The following is a 19,674-nucleotide window of genomic DNA, read 5'->3' as shown; positions in this document are numbered from 1 at the left end:
CCTCTATGGTGGAAAGCGTAAATAAAATTATATTTGGAGTGTTTTTATTGGCGGCTGCCTGGGAAGACGGAAGAGAAAAGGCTGTCAGCGTATGGCTTTTTCAGGCAGCAGGCATGGCCGGACTGATTCTGGCTCTTTTACAGGGAGATATTGGCAGAGAACGGCTGTTAAGCTGTATGATAGGAGTTGGACTCCTTCTTTTAAGCCGATTAACAGGTGAGGCAATCGGAATGGGAGATGGTTGGTTTTTTGTAGTCAGCGGCCTATTTTTAAGAGCACGTTTGAATCTGAAGTTATTGATCTGTGGAATTTTTTTAAATGGCATTGTATGCGGTGGAATTTATGTCTGGGGCTGGCTTCGGGGACGGGATTATAAGAAGAAAACGGTACCGTTTCTGCCATTTCTTGTTCCTGTGTGGATTGGACTGGTGATGTTATGAAGAATAGACTGCAGGGAAGCTATACCGTTGAGGCGGCTTTTATTATGGCAATTGTTTTATGGGCGCTGATTGTTTCTGTACAAGCAGCTTACCGGTTGAGGGATGAAGTTGTAGGATCAATGGCATTGGGAGAGACGGTGCAAAGACTGCGCCATAATGAAACAGAGCCGTCTGATGAAGCTGCTTTGTGGGCAGTCAGAAGGGCCGGTAATCCTTTTTCCTGGAAAAAATATGATTTTCAGATAAAGATGGCAGGAAACCCAGTAACAGGCAGGAGGGTGGAAGCCTATGGAAGTGCGGGGGCCTGGAAGCTGGAAATGGAACAGGGCGTGTTTGATCCGGAGAATTTTTTTAGGATGTTGACGCTCATCAATCAGGAGGAATGAGATGAAGGCTGTATACAGGCGGGAAATGAAGCACAATTATTTGATTATGGAGCCGGAGGAGAATGGAAATGACAGTTATGAAATATATATGATGGCGGCAAACAGGATCGGTGGACTGCTGAAGTTCCATGTGAAGCAGGTGGATAATCAGAAATTATATTATTATGAGATCACCTCAAAGCAGCCCTTAAACAGAGTTCTTGAATATCATAGTCTGGGCAGGGAGGAGCTTAAGAAGTTAATTGAAGATATTGGGCGGACTCTGGACAGGCTGGAGGCTTACCTGCTTAAGGAAAAACTAATCCTACTGGAGCCAGAATATATTTACGTTGAGCCGGATCAGTTTACGGTTTTCCTTTGCCTTGTTCCCGGTAGACAGGTGGGATTTCCTGAGGAGATGACCGGGTTGCTGCGGTATCTTCTGGGTAAGGTCAATCACCAGGATAAGGAATGTGTAGTTATGGCGTATGGCCTGTATCAGGAAAGCCTTAAGGAAAATTACGGGATGAAGGACCTCCTTGAAATTGCCGGAAAGAATTGTTCCAGCGAAAAAGGAAGTGATGAAAGTGTACTTCAGACGGAAAGAGACAACAAGACGGAAGAGAATCTTAGCTCTCACATTTTGTATTCAATTAATGAGGAGATAGAAGAAAGAAGTCGCCTTTTTGATGGTAAGGTGAATGGAGTTGTTTTCATTATCCCAATTTTAGCTATGTTTAGTATTGCTACAGCTTTATGGTTGGTTTTTGGTATGGAAGGGATTCGAAAATTCTGGTATGGGGTGCCCATCACCGGGGGTTTCTCAGCTTTCGCAGTTTTAGCCGTATGGAGAAAAGAGTCCAGGCAGCCAAAGGAGATGATGGTGAAAAAGGAAGAGCGGGGCCGTCAACCGGCGGAAGGCTATGACTGGCAGTTGACATTTGAAGAAGAGATAAAGGAAAAGACACCAAAACCTGATACAGGAGATGAGGAAGTATTTCAAACGGCCTTGTTAAACGATACAACGGCCGATAAAAGTATCCGGTACTTACGTGCAGTTGGTACTGATTTGGAAGATATCGCAATTACTTATGTCCCTTATTTAATTGGAAAGCAGGAAGGCATGGTCGATTGTGTCCTCACTGGAGAAGCCATCAGCAGGATTCACGCCAGGATAGACAGAGAAGGAGAAGAATACCGGATCAGTGACTTAAATTCTACCAATGGAACCGCTGTGAACGGGCGGGTATTAGAAACAAATGAGACGGTATCGCTGAAAATAGGAGATGAAGTTTTTATTGCAAATTACCCATTTATATTTACATGAAGTTATGTTTACATGAAGTTATGTTTACATGAAGTTGTATTTACATAAATTTATAATTACAAAATAAAAACACCGGCCTTTTTCGGGCCGGTGTACTGGCGGTATGGGAATGAAATTCTATACCGCCTTAACATCATTTACCTGCACATAATAATATGTGTTGCCTTCTTCTATATAACTTTGATACACACCTGTTATTTCTATTTCGCTATTTTCAACCGGATAGTCATCGGGATAAGTAAGATCTACGTCCCAGATTAATTCCAGTCCTTGCTGGCAGCAGGCAGTGGCATCCGCAATGACCAAAGCGTAAAAATTGTTATTATTCGAATCCTGGTAAACCTGGAATATCCCTTCGGCTTTAATTGTTTTTCCCATATATTCTTCCGGAGATATCATCATATTGTATACCTCGGAAAAAACCATGGTGCTGCTTAATTTCGTCAGGTCAATATCAAACCCGGTGTTATTCGTAGAGCCCGCTGGATCATCCTGAAATTGCTCCGTGGTTGGTTCGAAGGAATCAGAAGGATAGGTATTAATGTCAAAGTCTTCCGTACTCTCCGGATCGTATTGTTCAGAGCCTGCGGTCCCGTATTGTCCGGAGTCTGCCTGGTCCCCTTGCGGCAGCGACGGACCGGGGGCAGTCACGGCGTCTTTTCCGCAGCCTGTTAATGCTAGGTTTACCATGAAAAGCATCAGAACCATCCCAAAGATACGTTTCATCCTTTGACACCTCCCCGGATCCACCCAATGAGTGAGCATATGGCAAACGCAGCGATATCAACGGCTACAATGGTTGAACCGACCGGAGTTCCTGCCAGAATGGATGTTAGAATTCCCAGTACGGCGCAGAAGACGGAAAGGATTGCCGAACAAAGGATCACGGACTTAAAGTTTTTAAATATGCGCATAGCCGAGAGCGCCGGAAAAATGACCAATGCAGAGATCAGCAGAGATCCAACCAGATTCATGGCAAGTACGATGATAATGGCTATGATAACCGCAATCAGCAGGTTGTATTGTTCCGCTTTTGTGCCGGTTGCTCTTGCAAAGTCTTCATCAAAGGTGACTGCAAATATCTTATGGTAAAAGAGTAAAAATACGGCGATAACGACCACCGAAAGGGCAACACAAAGCCATACTTCCGTCTTTGTCAGTGTCAGAATGGAGGTTGAACCAAACAGCGTGCTGCATACGTCTCCTGCCAGATTGGCTGAGGCAGAAAATATATTCATAAGCAGGTAGCCCAGGGCCAGCGCGCCCACGGAAATCATAGCGATAGCTGCATCGCCCTTGATTTTGGCATTCTGACCCGTTCGCAGCAGAAGAATTGCGCAGATGACGGTAACCGGCAGAATGAGCAGCATTTGATTAGACAGCTTCATTACCGTAGCGATTGCCATACCCCCAAAGGCAACATGGGACAGTCCGTCGCCAATAAAGGAAAAACGCTTTAAGACCAGTGTAACACCCAACAGGGAGGAGCAGAGAGCAATTAATATCCCGACAATCAGAGCATAGCGTACAAAGGGATATTCAAAATATAAGGCTAATTTTTCAATCAATATACTCATGCTTCTTTGCCTCCATTCTGAGATGAATAAGCTTTGCCGATGCTGCTGTCTAAATACTCATCTTTTGTTCCGAAAAAGAGAGGATCTCCCATGTGCAGGATATGGCTTGCATAGTTAACTGCAGAGCCTATATCATGAGATATCATAATAATGGTGATGCCTTCCTCATTCAGCTTTTTGATTAACTCATACATCTCGGCAGTGGCCTTTGGGTCAAGCCCTGAAACAGGCTCGTCAAGCAGAAGCATTTTTCCGGCAGCGCACAGCGCCCGTGCCAGCAGAACTCGCTGCTGCTGGCCTCCGGACAATTCTCTGTAACACCGTTTGGACAAATGGGAGATCCCCATTTTCTCCATATTTTCATGGGAAAGCTGCTTTTCTTCGCGGCTGTAATAGGGACGCAGCCCACAGCGGTTCAGACAGCCCGATAAAACAATTTCCCGAACAGATGCCGGAAAATCCTTTTGTACCACTGTCTGCTGAGGCAGATATCCGATTCCTTCTGGATGCTGCTTGTTTTCTATAACAATGCTTCCTTCAAGCGGCGCCAGAAGGTGCAGAATAGTTTTCATGAGAGTACTTTTCCCGGAACCGTTTTCTCCTACGATACAGAGATAATCACCGCTGTTTACGGAAAAGTTAAGTCCCTTAAGGACCGTTTTGCCGTCATACCCGATGGTAAGGTTGTTACATGTTAGCTGTGCCACTATGATTCCTCCTCTTAATTTAATGCATCTTTCAGTACTTCCAGATTCGTCTGCATAATGGAAAGATAGGTGGTACCACTTTCTGCATCCTTGGAAGTGGTAGACTGCATGGAATCCATGGTACGGACTGCCTGATTTTTATCCTTCGTGTTTTGAACGATGGTTTCAGCGATTTTATGCTTGGCGCCTTCAATCGTAAGCACAGTGCCAAGCCCCAATTCATCAACTTTTTTTGAAAGAAAGGCAATGGTTTCAAAGCTGGCCTCCGTTTCTGCAGAGCAGCCCACAAATGCGGCATAATAGGTAAGGCCGTAATCATCTGCTAAGTAGCGGAAGGGAAAGCGGTCCCCAAACAGCACGGTATTCTGTTTTGCAGAGTCAACTGTCTGCTGGTAGCTTTCATCCAATTGATCCAGCTTTTTTCCATAGGCATCTGCGTTTGCAGAATAGTCCGCGGCATTTGCACTGTCGATTTCCCCAAGCTTTGAAGCAATGTAATTGCAATAGGTTTTGGCATTTTTCAGTGACAGCCAAACGTGCTCGTCATATTCCGGGCCATCCTCACTGCCATCCTCGGCTTCTTCCTCTGACTCCATTCCTTCAACGACCTCTTCCTCTTTGACGGTGTCGCCCAGAACTTCAAGGAGATTGATCACGACCATATCTTTGTTTTTAGCTTCCTTTAAAGCATCCTCCACCCATAGGTCGGATTCACCACCTACATAGATGAACATATCGCTGTTTGAGATTTTGATGATATCATCCGCTGTCGGCTGATAGCTGTGCAGATCCACACCGTTATCCAGAAGCATGGTGACCTCTCCATTGTCCCCATGACTGCCAAGGATTTCTCTGACCCAATCGTACTCCGGAAAAATCGTGCATACCACGCTTAGTTTATTGTTATTGCTGGCCGTTGTCGTTGCATTTGTATTGGAGCAAGCAGTAAGTGCTCCTATAATCATAAGTCCTGCTAACAGGCAGGAAATTAATTTTTTCATTTTAGAACCTCCGAATAAATATAGATCATTAAAAATGGGCATAAGAATATAAGGGAGCATCGACAGATATCGGTTTCTGCCTAAAATGGGCAGAATTCTCCCCTGTTAAAATCAATATTCAATTCGTAAGCTTTACCTTAAGAGAAACCAAAGTATGTGAAGGGTTGCGGTGAAAGACCGGAATCACGCAGATTACAAAAAAGTAGGCGGCCGCGAATATGGCAACGGCAGGCGCAAGGCCTGTTCCAAGAGTATTCAGTGCCTGGACACAGGCCTGAACTTCAAGACAGATGGGGCAGTTTTCGCCTATGCATTGATGGCGGGCCTCTGCAGTGATATAAAATATGGAAAAGAGCAGCATAAAAAGAATCGCCAGGGTGATAAACCCGGCAAGCAGTTTTTTGTTTTTTGCCATATCTCTTCCTCCTTTTTAAAAACAATGGACACATCAGATACAGTTTTTGCAGATCCCGTAAAGTACGGATTTCTCTTTTTTGATCTGAAAACCGTCCACTTTTAAAATGTCCTCCAGCATCCTGTCGGCAATGTGGGCATCCATATGATAAGCCCTTCCGCATTTTATGCAGTTCATATGAATACAATTACGACAATCCTCTGAATGAATATACTGATAAAAAAGCTCCCGGCTTCCTTCTTTCGTGAAGCGGTTAATCAGCCCTTTTTCCTCCAGATAAGTGAGATTACGATACACTGCACTTAAACTGACGGAAGAATCGGAAAGGCTGTCTGCAATTTGTTTTGCGGAAAATTGTCTGTCAGGGTTTTCCTGCAAAAAGGCAAAAAGCTGTTTTCTTTGTGCTGTCATATAATTGGCCAAAAGGGTTCACTTCCTAATTTGCGATTTGTTCGCAAATAAGTGTACTGCGGAATTGATATGTTGTCAAGGTAATTTGCGAATGTTTCGCAAATTATATCCTTCAGGCCCCTTGCCGGGCAGGAAGAGTTCCCCGGATGCCTTTTAAAACAGCCGGCCGGATTTAGATAGGCTGAGGTTGCAGTTTTGGCTAAAATGGTTAAGTTTTTACCGCAAATTTCGCGTTCATATTTACATAATATGTCAACTTGTGTTAAAATAGGCATAATATTTAGCAAGGAGAGCTGTAATGAAGGACTTATACAGGCGTAAGAAGGCATTTGTAAACGTTGGTTTGATCGCAATAAATGTCATCTATTTCCTATATCTGGAGGTGACAGGCTCCACGGAAAATACGCAGTTTATGGTGGCACATGGAGCAATGTACGCTCCGCTTGTATTGGAGGGAGGAGAGTATTACCGGCTGCTCACTTCTGTTTTTATGCATTTTGGTATTAACCATATTATGAATAACATGCTCATTTTATTTATATTGGGAGATAATTTGGAGAGGGCTCTGGGCCATATAAAATACCTGCTCTTCTATTTGCTTTGCGGAGTAGGCGCCAATGTGGTGTCTATGGTAGTGAATCTTGGAGAATACAGAACCGTAGTCTCGGCAGGGGCGTCAGGCGCAATTTTTGGCGTGATCGGAGGCCTTTTATATGCGGTATTAGTCAACCGCGGCCGGTTGGAGGACTTAAGTGTCAGACAGCTGGCAGTTGTGATTGCGTGTTCCCTGTATTTTGGCTTTACCAGCACAGGCGTAGATAATGCTGCCCATATTGGTGGGCTCATTGTTGGCGTAGTTATGGGGATTCTCATGTACCGCAAGCCAAGAAGGCGCCAGGATATGGAGATATGGGGATAATCTATTTGGAAGGAGGTGAGTAAGTGAGGGACGATAATTGCATTTTCTGCAAAATTGCAAATGGCGTGATACCTTCTGAAACGATCTACGAGGATGACATGTTTCGTGTGATCCTGGATTTAGGACCAGCTTCCAGGGGGCATGCCCTGATACTTCCTAAACAGCATTACAAAGATATCTGTGAGCTGGAAGAGGAAACAGCAAAAAAGGTTCTCCCGTTAGCGGCTAAAATAGGAAATGCCATGAAAAACTCATTAGGCTGTGCCGGATTTAATGTTGTGCAGAATAATGGGAAAGAAGCAGGCCAGACGGTTTTTCATTTTCATGTGCATTTGATTCCTCGTTATGAGGAAGGCCCTGGAATGGTTTCATGGGTGCCGGGCGAGGCAGATCCAGGAGAATTAACACAGACAGGAGACGCTATAAGGAGCGCCCTACTATCAGAGGGACACAATCAATGAGCATACATGAAGATGAAAATCTGTTACTGCAGTCTATATATGGGGAATATCAGGGATTGCTCCGCAGGATAGCGAAAACACTCAATGTGCCGGACATGGAACTGGATGATGTAGTGCAGGAAACTTTTATTGCATATTTTGAGAATTATTCATTATCATGGTCAGATACACGAAAGAAAGGCATGTTGATTAAGATCCTGAAACGTAAATCCATTGACTGTCTCCGTAAGAACGGCCATTATGAGAAGGTGAGCCTGGATGAGGGAGACGCAGTTAATGAGGTGGCGATGCTTACGAGATATGTAGTCACTGATCCCCTGGATGTGATCCTTGGAGAGGAAGCTCTTTTAAAGATAACCTGGGAGATTTCCAATATGAGAGAGGAATGGAAGGAAATGGCCATTCTTTATTTTCTGGAACAGCTTACTATTCCTGAAATTTGCGAAATCCTAAAAATTCCGGGAACGGTATGCCGCTCCCGGATATATCGTACTAGAGTTTGCTTAAAAAAGATCCTCGGTCCTAATTTTCATATATAAAAATTAATTTTAAACCAGAGATTCAATCATATCAATAATGGTATCAACCGCATTGTGTAGTTCACTTTTCTCCATTTTAGAGATAAAAGTCTGACGGTTGGCAAATGTTTCGCTGATTGCCTGCAAAAGGGAATCTCCGGTTAGGTTTTCTTCTTCCAGAAGAGAGCTGAAGCCTTGCTTTGCAAAGGATCTTGCATTTAAAATCTGATCCCCCCTGCTGGCGGCAGCGGAAAGAGGAATCAGGATATTCGGCTTTCTAAGTGCGAGAATTTCACAGATGGAATTTGCCCCGGCTCTTGAGATCATTAGGTCTGCAGCAGCAAATAGATGTTTTAGAGGGGCGTCAACATATTCGTATTGTACATATCCTTCCATTCCGATCAGGCTTTCGTCCAGATTGCCTTTTCCACAGATATGTATCACCTGGTAATTTTTAAGCAGTTTTGGGAGAATGCCCCGTAAGGCGGTATTTACTGTTACGGAACCAAGACTTCCGCCGATGATCAGGATAACAGGCCGGTTTGCAGACAAACGTGCATATTTTAAACCTGTCTGCCGATCTCCCATTAAAAGCTCTTTCCTTATAGGAGAGCCAGTGAGTACGGCTTTTTCCTTTGGTAGATAAGGAAGGGTTTCCGGAAAATTGCAGCAGATTTTTGTTGCAGAAGTAATACTAAGCCTGTTGGCAAGCCCTGGAGTCATATCTGATTCGTGAATGATAACAGGCACCTTGCAGTGTTTTGCAGCCAACACAACGGGAACGGCTACAAAGCCTCCTTTTGAGAAAACCACATCCGGCTTATAATTTTTTATCAATCTCAATGCTTCCCAATATCCTTTTAATACCCGGAAGGGATCAGAGAAGTTTTTAAAGTCAAAATACCGACGGAATTTACCGGAAGAAATGCCGTCATAGGGGATGCCGGCTCCCTCGATGAGCTTGCGTTCGATTCCCTGGTATGATCCTATATAGTGAATATCGTAATTCCTCTCTTTTAACGAGGGAACTAAAGCCAGGTTCGGGGTAACATGACCGGCAGTACCACCGCCGGTTAAGATGATTTTTTTCATAAAGTGTTGCCTCCCAAATTCGATATACTATTATAGTAAACGTTAGCGATAAAAAGTCAACCCCAAAGCTTGTGGGAACTTAAGGATAACTTGTATTTAAGAGGTGTGTACGTGGAGAAGGAGAGAAACCATGGAAAAAAATATTCAATTTTAAAACGGATAAAATATCATTTGTCGTCTCAGGAAAAATTGGAAGCCCATCTGCTTGATTATATGCAGGAGCATCCGGAATTAACACCTGAACCCCCATCCCCTCCTCCCGGCGAATTTCAAGCGATTATGGCGGAGCTTAACCGGAGAGGGACAGAAACCGTAATAGGAAAGCAGCTGAGGGTATTGTATTACGGCCACAGAATAGTAAATTCCATACAAAAGCCGTTCCTAATCGTAATGGTGGTCCTGATTATACTGGCTGCTTCAGCAATCGGGGCATCGGCAAAGAAGGCTCATGCTTATCGTTTGAAAGAGCAGGGGGCCGGTAAGAGCAGAAATGAAGTACTCAAAGCGGACAAGGTGTCCAATGCGTATGAAGAAATAAAAGAGCATCTGGGGATCGAACTGTTAATGATTAACAGCATACCCCATAAAATAGAGCAGTAAAGTTTATGGCAGAATACCCGGCGGAAGGGAGAAGATACAAACTTAAGTCCGCCGGGTATTTCTATGGAAAAGCGTTGTTTTTTAGATAAGAATTTACCGGAGCAGGGACGACTCCCATTCCTTCTCCTTAAAGCCAACCAGGACGAAATCATCGCCAATGATTAAGGGACGCTTAACTAACATTCCATCGGTCGCCAGGAGATCGATCTGTTCTTTTTCGCTCATGCCGGGCAAAAGCTCTTTTAAATTTTTTTCCTTGTAGATAATTCCGCTGGTATTAAAAAAACGCTTTATGGGAAGGCCGCTTTTTTGGATCCAGTCTGCAAGCTCTACGGAGTTTGGGTTTTCTTCTTTAATATTTCTGGTGTCATATGCTACATTATGGGCATCTAGCCACTTTTTTGCATTTTTGCAGGTACTGCAGGGGGGATACTGTAAAAATAAAATACTCATATCGGTACATCTCCTTTCGGTTAATCACGTAAGTCCGCATCGCAGCGGGTGAGTCCGCAGTGCTCATTGCTTTCGTGGATAGTTTACCTCAAAACGCCTTGAATGAAAAGGGAAGAATTGGAATAAACTATAACAATTAAGGTTTTTTAGGTGAAGGTATGAAATTTCTATTATTTCTGTCTGAGGCGGCAGTGCCGCTTATCATTTTTTACATGGTAGGCTTTGGCATATTGTCCAAACGTCCGGTTTTTGACGATTTTATAGACGGGGCCAAGGAAGGGATGAAAACCGTGGCAGGGATCATGCCTACGCTCATCGGACTTATGACCGCAGTGGGGGTGCTCCGTGCTTCCGGTTTTTTAGACTTTCTGGCAAAATGCCTGACAAAGCCGGCTGCCCTCCTGTTTCTTCCCGCACCGGTCGTGCCGGTGATTTTAGTGCGTCTGATTTCAAACTCAGCTGCCACAGGACTTGTGCTCGATATTTTTAAGAAATATGGAACAGATTCCTATATCGGTATGCTGACGTCAGTGATCATGAGCTGTACGGAAACCGTTTTCTATTGCCTGAGCATTTATTTTGGAACCGTAAAAATTAAAAAAACACGGTATACCCTGGGCGGTGCATTGGCTGCCACGGCGGCGGGCGTAGCCGCAAGTGTCGCCATATCCCGTTTTCTGGTATAAAAGGTATTTATTTGATCTGATTTTAAGAATTTCATAAGAATTCAGGTGGTTGTCTTGGGATACATAATCATGTATAATTACGAAGAAGCTTTTATTGTCATAAGTGAAGGGGATAAACGTGGATACTTTCGGGACTCTTAACGAAGTTTTGGTAAGACTGTTTCGAGATATTATGGATATAGAGCAACAGGCTATCATTACACAGGAATTTACTAATATTACAAATAATGATATGCATGTGATCGAGGCCATTGGCATTGGAGAACCCAAAAACATGTCGGCCATAGCCAGGGAATTGTCTGTTACGGTCGGTACGTTGACCATAGCCATGAACAGTCTTGTAAAGAAGGGGTATGTGACCCGTCAGAGAGGAAAAGAGGACCGGCGTGTTGTATACATCTCTCTTTCAGAAAAAGGGAAAGAAGCCTATGAACACCATGCCAGATTTCATCAGGAGATGATCGCCGGCGTGGTTGCAGGTTTAAATGAGAATGAAATAGAAGTTTTGATCAAAGCTCTGACCAAGTTAAATCAGTGGTTTCGGAGCCTTTAAGAGAATTTAAGGAGGCAATACTCAATTATGAAAAAATTCATCGTGTTTTTAATGAGCGCTTTGATGATGATGTCCCTGGTGGCATGTGCCCCAACACAGCCTAAGGTGGAGACCACAGCGCCTGACCCTCAGGTAATGGCTTCAACGGGAGGCGCCAGTGATAAAGTTCCTGATCCTAACGCAGAACCAATGGAGATCATTTCCGTATATAGTAAGAATGATGACTCCACCGGTTTAAATCAGGCGATGGATGCAGTATCTGAGCTGACGGCTGACGCTATGGTGGACAAGCTGATTGAATACAGCGTATTAGAGGATGGTACAAAGGTTCTGCAGTTTGATAAGAAAGATGATGGAACGGCTACTCTTGATTTATCCCAGATGCCGGAAAAAGGTACAACAGAAGATTTACTTACCCTGACCGCGGTTGGCAATACCTTTATCGAAAATTTTGAATTGGATAAATTAAAAATTCTTGTTAATGGTAAGAATTATTCCAATGATCAGATCAAGCAGGGAGATAGTGATTACCTGGAATACGTTAAGAATTATAAGAAAATAAAATAAGATAAAAAAGTAGGGCAGAAGCTGCATATTACAAGCTTCTGCCCTTTTTGATTTATTGGCTTCTTAACTGTTTGGACAGCCAGGTGCGGAACGCAGGCTGTATAACTGAAAACGGAGCAGGACCTATATCAAGCATAAAAGCGTGGAAATCCTTTAAATTAAAATCATCCTTTAAGATCCTTTTGGCTGTGCCCAGCATTTCCATAATCTCCATATATCCCACGTAGTATTCCATGTAATTGGTGGGATTTTCGATCAGGCTGGAGTAAATGGAATCTACAATATCTGTTTTCTCAATATTATAAAACGTGCCAAGATATTTGGCTGTCTGTTCTTTATCCCAGCCCTCATAATTGATACAGATATCCAGATAGGCATAGATGCCCAACGTAACAGCAGTGTTATGTGCCAGAAGCTCTCCAAGCCCAGGAGGCAGCCCGTTATCCATGGTGTAGGAGTAAAACTCCACATAGGTGGCCCAGCCTTCCGAATAGCTGGGGAAGGAGAGGATGCTTCTTAAGTCGTTTGGTTGCCTGCTTAAAAAATATACGTTCTGATATAAATGTCCGGGATAACCTTCATGAGCCAGGGTGGTGAAAAGATCATCATTTTGAAACCGTGGATTGCCGTTGATGTAAATGACATTATCCTCGTAACGGTCCAGAGGAGGAACTAAGTAGAAGGCTGGGCTTAAAGATGCCTCCAGAGAACTTGGAACGTATTTTACGGTATAGCTGCAGGGCGGAAGCTCAGGAAAATCTGTGGATATCTGGGATTTTAGAGAATCCAGGATATCTTCCGGCTTGGTATAATGGAAGGAATAGTTGTCAAGGTGGTCCAGCACTTCGGGATGTTCCTTTGTGATCGCTCCTATGGCCTGGATATCGGCATTTAACTGTTTTTCGATTGCCTTTGTCAGACTTCGGATGGAATCATAAGAGGTTCCGGTGTTGGATTTGACCAGGTATTCAAAATATTCTTTACCCTTTGGATAGAAGGATAAGCCTTTATCATTGGTCCCGGTCCCCATAAGGGCGGTGATACCATTTATTAGATTTTTATAAGCTGGTATGAAATGTTCTTCCAGGACTTTTAAATTCTTCTCTTTATAAGAAGCTTTCTCTTCAGCGGTTAGGTCCGTAAGGGCATCCACCCGGGTGTTGAATGTGTCGGCAAGGAAGCTGTGGTCAGGCTGGATTAGATATGCCTCACAGGATTTTAATACATGATCTGCGGCAGCGTCAGACATAAATAAGCCGGCTTCTGATTTTTTCTTTTCAAACTCCATAATCTGTCCATAATAATCATCAATGGTAGAAAGCAGCGCAAGATAATGGTCCACATCATCCCGGGTATAAAAGGCGTATTCTGAAAACAAGATGGGAAGCTGTGCCTGGATTCCTATGGTGGTTGTTAAAGGCTGGGCGTAAAGCTCCAGACCGTCAGATTCTAATTCTGTATTTATGTAAGAACGGAGAATCTGCCAGGTAAGCCGCTGCTCGTCGGATAGCTGGCGGGGGTTAAAACCTTCAAGCTTTCTTTTTAACTCCCTAAGATCATTCGATCCCTGTTTCATTTTATCCAGAGAAAATTCCCCCAAGGTCAAAGGAACTGTATCAAACCCCCGGGAAGCAGGATCTGCGATACTATAGTGAAAACTGATTCCGGAATCGCTGATTTCCTCACGAAACAGGTCATTTGTAAATTGATCAAACTTGTTTTGTGCGGACAAATCTTTTGCATGGAATTGTTCATACCCGGCCCCTGAAGGTGTGGCAGGGGATTTATCGGGGGGTGCACAAGCACAAAGCAGGGAAACAGCCAGGATGAAAGATAGAAAACGGCGGCCCTGTTTCAAAATGATGTTTTTCATATTTGCTTCCTCCGTGATTCACTATTATTATTTATATGATGATATTAAAAAAGTCATGACAAAAGCGATGATGTACCTACATACCCGCTTGACAAACCTTACTGAAACTATTAAACTAGGGTTACTAACAATCAATTTATATAAGAATGCTGAGAAAAGAAGAGTAAGAAATCAACCTCATGTGCAGAGACTTCCGGAAGCTGAAAAGGAAGCTTGAGCGTATTTCCCAACATGGCCTTGGAGCAGCGGAATTGAATTGGCGAAACCGCGCCTTTAAATTTCGACGGTTACACCCGTTATCGTGTCAGACTGTTATTAAGTAACCGTAAGATCTTAAGGAGATTTTATGGAACAAACGCAGCCAGTAAGGTCTGTACTGCAAGGTACGGATAAATTAAAGTGGTAACACGGGACAGTTCCCCGTCTTTAAATTTCCGAAAGGATTTTTTAAGGCGGGTTTTTCTTTGGGGGAAGGGAAAAAGTCCCTTTGCCGTATCCCATTTCATAAACAGGAGGAAAACAGAATGTGTAAAGATTCTAACAAAAAACCATACTATATCACCACAGCTATTGCCTATGCATCAGGAAAGCCTCATATTGGCAATACCTATGAGGCAGTATTAGCGGATGCCATTGCCCGCTATAAAAGAGCGGAAGGCTATGACGTATTTTTCCAGACAGGAACCGATGAACACGGCCAGAAGATTGAGGAAAAGGCAGAGGCTGCAGGAATCACACCGAAGGAATTCGTAGACAGGGCAGCCGGTGAAATTAAAACAATCTGGGATTTAATGAACACCTCTTATGATAAATTCATCCGCACCACGGATAAAGACCACGAAGAACAGGTTCAGAAGATCTTTAAGAAGCTCTATGATCAGGGTGATATCTATAAGGGACATTACGAAGGCTTATACTGTACCCCATGTGAATCATTTTTCACGGAATCCCAGCTTGTAGACGGCAAATGTCCGGACTGCGGACGTGAGGTAAAGCCGGCGAAAGAAGAGGCATATTTCTTCCGCATGAGCAAATATGCGGACCGTTTGATAAACCACATCAATGAGAACCCGGACTTTATCCAGCCTGTGTCCAGAAAAAATGAGATGATGAACAATTTCCTCCTTCCGGGGCTTCAGGATCTATGTGTATCCAGGACTACTTTTAAATGGGGAATTCCGGTGTCCTTTGACCCGAAGCATGTCACCTATGTCTGGCTTGATGCGCTGACCAATTATATTACCGGCATCGGCTACGATTGTGACGGCAATAGCAGTGAGCAGTTTGCCAGATTATGGCCGGCAGACCTTCACCTCATCGGAAAGGATATTATCCGCTTCCATACAATCTACTGGCCTATTTTCCTGATGGCCCTTGATGTTCCCCTGCCAAAGCAGGTATTTGGTCATCCCTGGCTGCTTCAGGGGGACGGAAAGATGAGCAAATCCAAGGGAAATGTCCTCTATGCGGATACTCTGGTGGATTTCTTTGGCGTGGATGCAGTCCGCTATTTCGTCCTTCATGAAATGCCCTTTGACAATGACGGAGTTATCTCCTGGGAGCTTATGGTGGAACGCATGAACTCTGACCTTGCCAACATCCTGGGCAATCTGGTGAACCGTACCATTTCCATGTCCAATAAGTACTTTGGCGGAATCGTGTCAGACGGAAAGGCAGCAGAGGCTGTTGATGAGGATTTAAAGGCAGTGGTGCTGGAAGAAGTGAAAAAGGTCCAGGAGAAGATGGAGAAGCATCGTGTTGCTGATGCCATGACTGCAATCTTTAATATTTTCAGAAGGAGCAACAAATACATTGATGAAACTGCTCCATGGACCCTTGCTAAGGATGAGGCATCAAAGAGCCGGCTGGAAACCGTTCTTTATAATCTGACGGAAGCTATTACCATCGGAGCCTCCCTCCTTGATTCCTTTATGCCTGATACATCCAAAAAGATTCTTAACCAGCTTAATACAGAAAAAAGAGACTTGTCCCAGATGAATGAATTCGGTTTATATCCCTCTGGAAACAAGGTGACGGATAAACCGGAGATCCTGTTTGCCCGTATGGATATCAAGGAAGTCATGGAGAATGTAGAAGCCATGTTTGGTTCGAAAGAGGAAGAATTGAAAGAGACTGCCAAAGAAGATTCTTCTGCAGTGATTGATATAGAAGCCAAGGCAGAGATCGAATACGACGATTTTGCCAAGCTGCAGTTCCAGGTAGGCGAGATCATTGCCTGCGAGGCGGTTCCAAAGTCAAAGAAGCTTCTGTGTTCCAAGGTAAGAATCGGAAGCCAGGTAAAACAGATTGTCAGCGGAATTAAAGCCCACTATTCACCAGAAGAAATGGTTGGCAAAAAGGTGATGGTTGTGGTAAACTTAAAACCAGCAAAACTGGCTGGAGTCATGTCTGAAGGCATGCTTCTCTGCGCGGAGGATGCAGAAGGCAATCTATCCCTTATGATACCGGAGAAAACAATGCCGGCAGGAGCAGAAATCTGCTAATACAGGGGAATGTCTGAAGACGCTTAAAAGAAACAACGAAAGGCCGGGTAATTAGATCCGGCCTTATTGTTTTAAGAAGGAGGATTCCATGAAGGAATCAATGAGCGCCCGAACGAGAGGAATAACAGGAAACACCTTAAAGATGATCGCCATTGTTACCATGCTCATAGATCATATCGGAGTGGCAATCATTGAAAACGGTATATTAAAATATCAGGACGAACTTCCGGCCTGGGAGATGTTTGGCCTTTCGGGCGGAAGCGTGTGGAATATCGCTGACCTGGTGCTCCGCACCATTGGAAGAATTGCATTCCCTATCTTTTGTTTTCTGCTGGTAGAAGGATTTTTCCACACCAGGGATATTAAGAAATATGGTGCCAGGCTTTTTTTATTCGCCCTAATTTCCGAAATTCCGTTTGATCTGGCTCTCTTTGGCAAATGGTTTTACCCAGGCTATCAGAATGTATATGTTACCCTGTTCATTGGTCTATGTGTCCTTTACTGGTATGATAAGGCTTTGGGTAACCCAATCAGACAGACCCTGGTATTTTTGGCTGGATGTAGTGCTGCAGTTATTTTGAAATGTGATTATGATATCATTGGGATTACCATGATCCTGCTTTTTTATGTGTTTTATAAAGATAAGAAAAGACAGACCATATTTGCAGGAATCCTGGCTGCCTTTGAAAGTCTTAGCTGTTTTGGGGCTGCCATCTTGGCCTTCATCCCCATCCGAATGTACAGCGGGGCAAGGGGGAAAGGGAATTTAAAATACTTTTTTTATTGGTTTTATCCCGCTCACTTAGTTTTACTATATATCCTGCGTTTGATTATTATAAAGTAAGAAACTGTTTTAAAAGGAGATTCCTATGATTTTTGATACACACGCCCATTATGATGATGAGGCATTTGATGAAGACAGGGAGGAACTGCTGGCAAGCCTTTTAAACCATGGAATTGAGGCTGTTACCAATGTGGGGGCCAGTATGGAATCTTCCAGACATACCCTTGAACTGGCAGAGAAATATCCATATGTATATGGCGCCATAGGTGTTCACCCAAATGAAACCGGAGAACTAAACGAGGAAGACTTAGCCTGGCTGAAGGAGTATTCTGCCCATAAGAAAATCGTGGCAATCGGCGAGATTGGTCTTGATTATTACTGGGATGAGCCGGACCATGAAACTCAGAAGAAGTGGTTTATCCGCCAGCTTAGCCTGGCAAGGGAAGTGAAGCTTCCTGTGGTCATCCACAGCCGGGATGCGGCAAAGGATACTCTGGATATCATGAAGGCAGAGGGGGCAAAGGACATTGGAGGAGTGATTCACTGCTTTTCTTATGGAAAGGAGATTGCCAGGGAATACTTAAATATGGGGTATTTTCTTGGGATCGGAGGCGTCCTCACCTTTAAGAATGCAAAAAAACTGAAAGAAGTAGTGGAGTATATGCCAATGGAACAGCTGGTCCTTGAGACAGACTGCCCTTATCTGGCTCCCGCTCCCAACAGGGGAAAGCGTAATTCCTCCTTAAACCTTCCTTATGTGGTGCAGGAAATCAGTGCCATTAAGGGAATCCCGGAAGAAACAGTTATAGATATCACCAATCAGAATGCCAAAAGGCTTTACAGGCTTAAGGAACAGCCTTAAAAAACGGAGGACAGGCATAAATACCTCCATTAAAGAGGTATTTATGCCTTATATTCTTATATCAATTCCTGCCATGTATGATGTATTTTCCCGTTAAAACTTTAACATGCCTTGTATAACCTCCACATTGAAAGATCATCTAACTCCCTCTTGCCCCCTGAATTGCCGGTAAGCCAGCCTTTTCGCATTATGAGCAATGCACTACGCCGCTAAGGCAATAGCATAGGTGCTTTAAGCCTTCAGGTATTAAAAGGACAACTTCTGGATGTAATATTGAGTATTAATAATAAACCACATTTGGGTATCAAATCTCATAATAGTCCAGAGAGATAAACCTTGAAGATCATATTCTGCTACCAGCCCGGCTCTTGCCTCAAAACTTCTCGCATCATTAAACCATACTAAGTGAAGAATCCCGTCACTATCCATATAATAGAAAAAAGGTGACTGTGCTGCTTCGTTAAATTGTATTGGTATATTGTTATCTGCTGCAATCTGTATTGCATTATTGTTTGCTATAGCAGTTGCTTCCGTTGCACCCGGAACATAGGGTAGTGTCCAATCATAACCGAGTGTAGTGATTCCTAAGAATAATAATTCGGGTGGAATAATACTGGTTACGTAGTCTAATAGTTCTCTTAAAACATTAACTGGGAAAATTGAGCTTGGATAACTATAAAATCTAGCCCAATCATAAGAAGCAAATAGAATTCCATCTACATATCCAGATAATCGTGAATAATCCAATTTTTCAAAGGTGACAATAGGCCCCTGAATATTCATAATTGGCGTTGTGGTTATTAGTACTCTATAACCTTCTGAATGAAATATAGCTGAAGCCTTTTTTATGTATTCTACAATACTGTTTATGTTATCCGGTGTAATATCTTCGATATACATATTCACTCCATAATAACCCTTTGTTTTTATCATTTGAAGAATATTGTCAATAAGGCGATCTTGCACAGAAGAGTTATTTAAAATATTCTGAGTTACTTCACGAGTAATTGTTCCTTCTTCCGTAATCGTAGAAATAAACATCATGGGCGCAACACCATAATTTTTAGCCAACTGAATTACATCAGCATCGTCAGCAATGGTGATAATTTCTCCTTCACTTGTAGCCCTGTAATTGAATATAGTCAAATATGTTAAAAAAGGAAGCGTTTTTATTAAAACAGGTTTATCTATATATGCAAAGGTATAACCACTAGTGGCAATCGTTCTTGTTTTATTAGTTTGATAGCTTATAACTATCGTTTCACCGGCATACAAGAATTCTCTATCGGAAAGATAAGGATTATTTCTTAGTAAATCCATTGGCGTAGTACCATGCTGCTCCGCAATACTCTCCAAAGTATCGCCAGGCTGAACGGCATAGAGTGTTTCCGGTTGAACAATCACAATTGTTTGGCCAATTGCTAAATTGCCTGGGTTTATAATTCCGTTTTCCAATATTAATCTGTCAGCAGGGATTTTGTAATAATCTGATATTGAATTTATGGTTTCACCGGGTTGGACAACGTGTATGATCATGGTTTCCCTCAAATGATCTTATT

General features: G+C 43.2%; 23 protein-coding genes. 13 read left to right on the top strand and 10 right to left on the bottom strand.

The genetic code is table 11. The features are described 5' to 3' along the window. Positions 1-5 precede the first annotated feature (5 nt). From BMW45_RS05805 to BMW45_RS05795, 3 genes are read left to right on the top strand one after another with little or no spacing between them, the layout of a single operon-like run. Entirely contained in the window at positions 6-440 is a 435-nt protein-coding gene (locus BMW45_RS05805; RefSeq protein WP_092241292.1) for a prepilin peptidase, read from the top strand. After that, a complete protein-coding gene (locus BMW45_RS05800) occupies positions 437-826 on the top strand; it encodes a hypothetical protein (protein ID WP_025230791.1) in 390 nt (129 codons plus the stop codon). Before BMW45_RS05805 ends, BMW45_RS05800 begins: the two co-directional genes overlap by 4 nt. A 1-nt stretch (position 827) precedes the next feature. Beyond that, positions 828-2,132, top strand: coding sequence for a DUF6382 domain-containing protein (locus BMW45_RS05795; protein ID WP_092241290.1), 1,305 nt, complete (start codon positions 828-830; stop codon positions 2,130-2,132). A gap of 117 nt (positions 2,133-2,249) precedes the next feature. On the opposite strand, the gene BMW45_RS05790 is transcribed toward BMW45_RS05795, so the two are convergent. From BMW45_RS05790 to BMW45_RS05765, 6 genes are all read right to left on the bottom strand, one after another. Next, complete coding sequence (locus BMW45_RS05790; protein WP_092241288.1) at positions 2,250-2,858, bottom strand: hypothetical protein; 609 nt, start codon at positions 2,856-2,858, stop codon at positions 2,250-2,252. Then, positions 2,855-3,709, bottom strand: coding sequence for a metal ABC transporter permease (locus BMW45_RS05785; RefSeq protein WP_207649054.1), 855 nt, complete (start codon positions 3,707-3,709; stop codon positions 2,855-2,857). Before BMW45_RS05785 ends, BMW45_RS05790 begins: the two co-directional genes overlap by 4 nt. After that, entirely contained in the window at positions 3,706-4,416 is a 711-nt protein-coding gene (locus tag BMW45_RS05780; protein WP_092241286.1) for a metal ABC transporter ATP-binding protein, read from the bottom strand. Before BMW45_RS05780 ends, BMW45_RS05785 begins: the two co-directional genes overlap by 4 nt. A 14-nt stretch (positions 4,417-4,430) precedes the next feature. Then, the gene (locus tag BMW45_RS05775; RefSeq protein WP_092241284.1) at positions 4,431-5,417 is read right to left on the bottom strand and encodes a metal ABC transporter substrate-binding protein; all 987 of its coding nucleotides are present in this window, start codon (positions 5,415-5,417) and stop codon (positions 4,431-4,433) included. Positions 5,418-5,535: 118 nt separating this feature from the next. Beyond that, positions 5,536-5,832: a hypothetical protein gene (locus tag BMW45_RS05770; protein WP_092241282.1), complete on the bottom strand. Its 297-nt coding sequence runs from the start codon at positions 5,830-5,832 to the stop codon at positions 5,536-5,538. Positions 5,833-5,865: 33 nt separating this feature from the next. Then, positions 5,866-6,255 carry a Fur family transcriptional regulator gene (locus BMW45_RS05765; protein WP_092241280.1) on the bottom strand — a complete coding sequence of 130 codons (390 nt, stop codon included), beginning with the start codon at positions 6,253-6,255 and terminating at the stop codon, positions 5,866-5,868. Positions 6,256-6,541: 286 nt separating this feature from the next. On the opposite strand from BMW45_RS05765, the gene BMW45_RS05760 reads away from it, so the two are divergent. Genes BMW45_RS05760 through BMW45_RS05750 form a run of 3 tightly spaced genes read left to right on the top strand, consistent with a single transcriptional unit; the run spans position 6,542 to position 8,162 of the window. Then, positions 6,542-7,162 (top strand): rhomboid family intramembrane serine protease, encoded by a 621-nt coding sequence (locus BMW45_RS05760; protein WP_025230799.1) that lies wholly within the window; start codon positions 6,542-6,544, stop codon positions 7,160-7,162. Between the two features lie 23 nt (positions 7,163-7,185). Further along, positions 7,186-7,623 carry an HIT family protein gene (locus tag BMW45_RS05755; RefSeq protein ID WP_092241278.1) on the top strand — a complete coding sequence of 146 codons (438 nt, stop codon included), beginning with the start codon at positions 7,186-7,188 and terminating at the stop codon, positions 7,621-7,623. Further along, complete coding sequence (locus BMW45_RS05750; protein WP_025230801.1) at positions 7,620-8,162, top strand: RNA polymerase sigma factor; 543 nt, start codon at positions 7,620-7,622, stop codon at positions 8,160-8,162. The genes BMW45_RS05755 and BMW45_RS05750 overlap by 4 nt, the downstream gene beginning before the upstream one ends. A gap of 9 nt (positions 8,163-8,171) precedes the next feature. Here BMW45_RS05750 and BMW45_RS05745 read toward each other — a convergent pair whose 3' ends face one another. Then, complete coding sequence (locus BMW45_RS05745; protein WP_092241277.1) at positions 8,172-9,233, bottom strand: undecaprenyldiphospho-muramoylpentapeptide beta-N-acetylglucosaminyltransferase; 1,062 nt, start codon at positions 9,231-9,233, stop codon at positions 8,172-8,174. A 111-nt stretch (positions 9,234-9,344) separates the two neighbouring features. On the opposite strand from BMW45_RS05745, the gene BMW45_RS28220 reads away from it, so the two are divergent. Continuing rightward, positions 9,345-9,833, top strand: a complete 489-nt coding sequence (locus tag BMW45_RS28220) for a hypothetical protein (protein WP_207649053.1) — start codon at positions 9,345-9,347, stop codon at positions 9,831-9,833. A gap of 93 nt (positions 9,834-9,926) precedes the next feature. Here the strand turns inward: BMW45_RS28220 and BMW45_RS05735 are convergent, their stop codons facing one another. Continuing rightward, entirely contained in the window at positions 9,927-10,286 is a 360-nt protein-coding gene (locus tag BMW45_RS05735; RefSeq protein ID WP_092241275.1) for an arsenate reductase family protein, read from the bottom strand. Positions 10,287-10,444: 158 nt separating this feature from the next. On the opposite strand from BMW45_RS05735, the gene BMW45_RS05730 reads away from it, so the two are divergent. The 3 genes from BMW45_RS05730 (at position 10,445) to BMW45_RS05720 (ending at position 12,092) form a co-directional block, all read left to right on the top strand. Further along, on the top strand, positions 10,445-10,972 hold the full coding sequence (locus BMW45_RS05730; protein ID WP_092241273.1) for a nucleoside recognition domain-containing protein: 528 nt from the start codon (positions 10,445-10,447) through the stop codon (positions 10,970-10,972). Between the two features lie 103 nt (positions 10,973-11,075). After that, positions 11,076-11,525: a MarR family winged helix-turn-helix transcriptional regulator gene (locus BMW45_RS05725; RefSeq protein ID WP_092241271.1), complete on the top strand. Its 450-nt coding sequence runs from the start codon at positions 11,076-11,078 to the stop codon at positions 11,523-11,525. A gap of 27 nt (positions 11,526-11,552) precedes the next feature. Next, entirely contained in the window at positions 11,553-12,092 is a 540-nt protein-coding gene (locus tag BMW45_RS05720) for a GerMN domain-containing protein (protein WP_092241269.1), read from the top strand. A gap of 52 nt (positions 12,093-12,144) precedes the next feature. On the opposite strand, the gene BMW45_RS05715 is transcribed toward BMW45_RS05720, so the two are convergent. Further along, entirely contained in the window at positions 12,145-13,965 is a 1,821-nt protein-coding gene (locus tag BMW45_RS05715) for a DUF885 domain-containing protein (RefSeq protein WP_092241267.1), read from the bottom strand. Positions 13,966-14,489: 524 nt separating this feature from the next. Between BMW45_RS05715 and metG the strand changes: the two genes are divergently transcribed. From metG to BMW45_RS05700, 3 genes are all read left to right on the top strand, one after another. Beyond that, a complete protein-coding gene (metG, locus tag BMW45_RS05710) occupies positions 14,490-16,469 on the top strand; it encodes a methionine--tRNA ligase (protein ID WP_092241265.1) in 1,980 nt (659 codons plus the stop codon). A gap of 88 nt (positions 16,470-16,557) precedes the next feature. Then, complete coding sequence (locus BMW45_RS05705; RefSeq protein ID WP_092241263.1) at positions 16,558-17,313, top strand: TraX family protein; 756 nt, start codon at positions 16,558-16,560, stop codon at positions 17,311-17,313. A 25-nt stretch (positions 17,314-17,338) separates the two neighbouring features. Further along, entirely contained in the window at positions 17,339-18,115 is a 777-nt protein-coding gene (locus tag BMW45_RS05700) for a TatD family hydrolase (protein ID WP_092241261.1), read from the top strand. Between the two features lie 246 nt (positions 18,116-18,361). Here the strand turns inward: BMW45_RS05700 and BMW45_RS05695 are convergent, their stop codons facing one another. Beyond that, positions 18,362-19,651 (bottom strand): LysM peptidoglycan-binding domain-containing protein, encoded by a 1,290-nt coding sequence (locus tag BMW45_RS05695; protein WP_092241259.1) that lies wholly within the window; start codon positions 19,649-19,651, stop codon positions 18,362-18,364. Positions 19,652-19,674 lie beyond the last annotated feature (23 nt).

The sequence above is a fragment of the Lacrimispora sphenoides genome (assembly GCF_900105215.1).
Classification (GTDB): domain Bacteria; phylum Bacillota; class Clostridia; order Lachnospirales; family Lachnospiraceae; genus Lacrimispora; species Lacrimispora sphenoides_A.
This window is presented reverse-complemented; position numbering and strand designations above follow the sequence as displayed.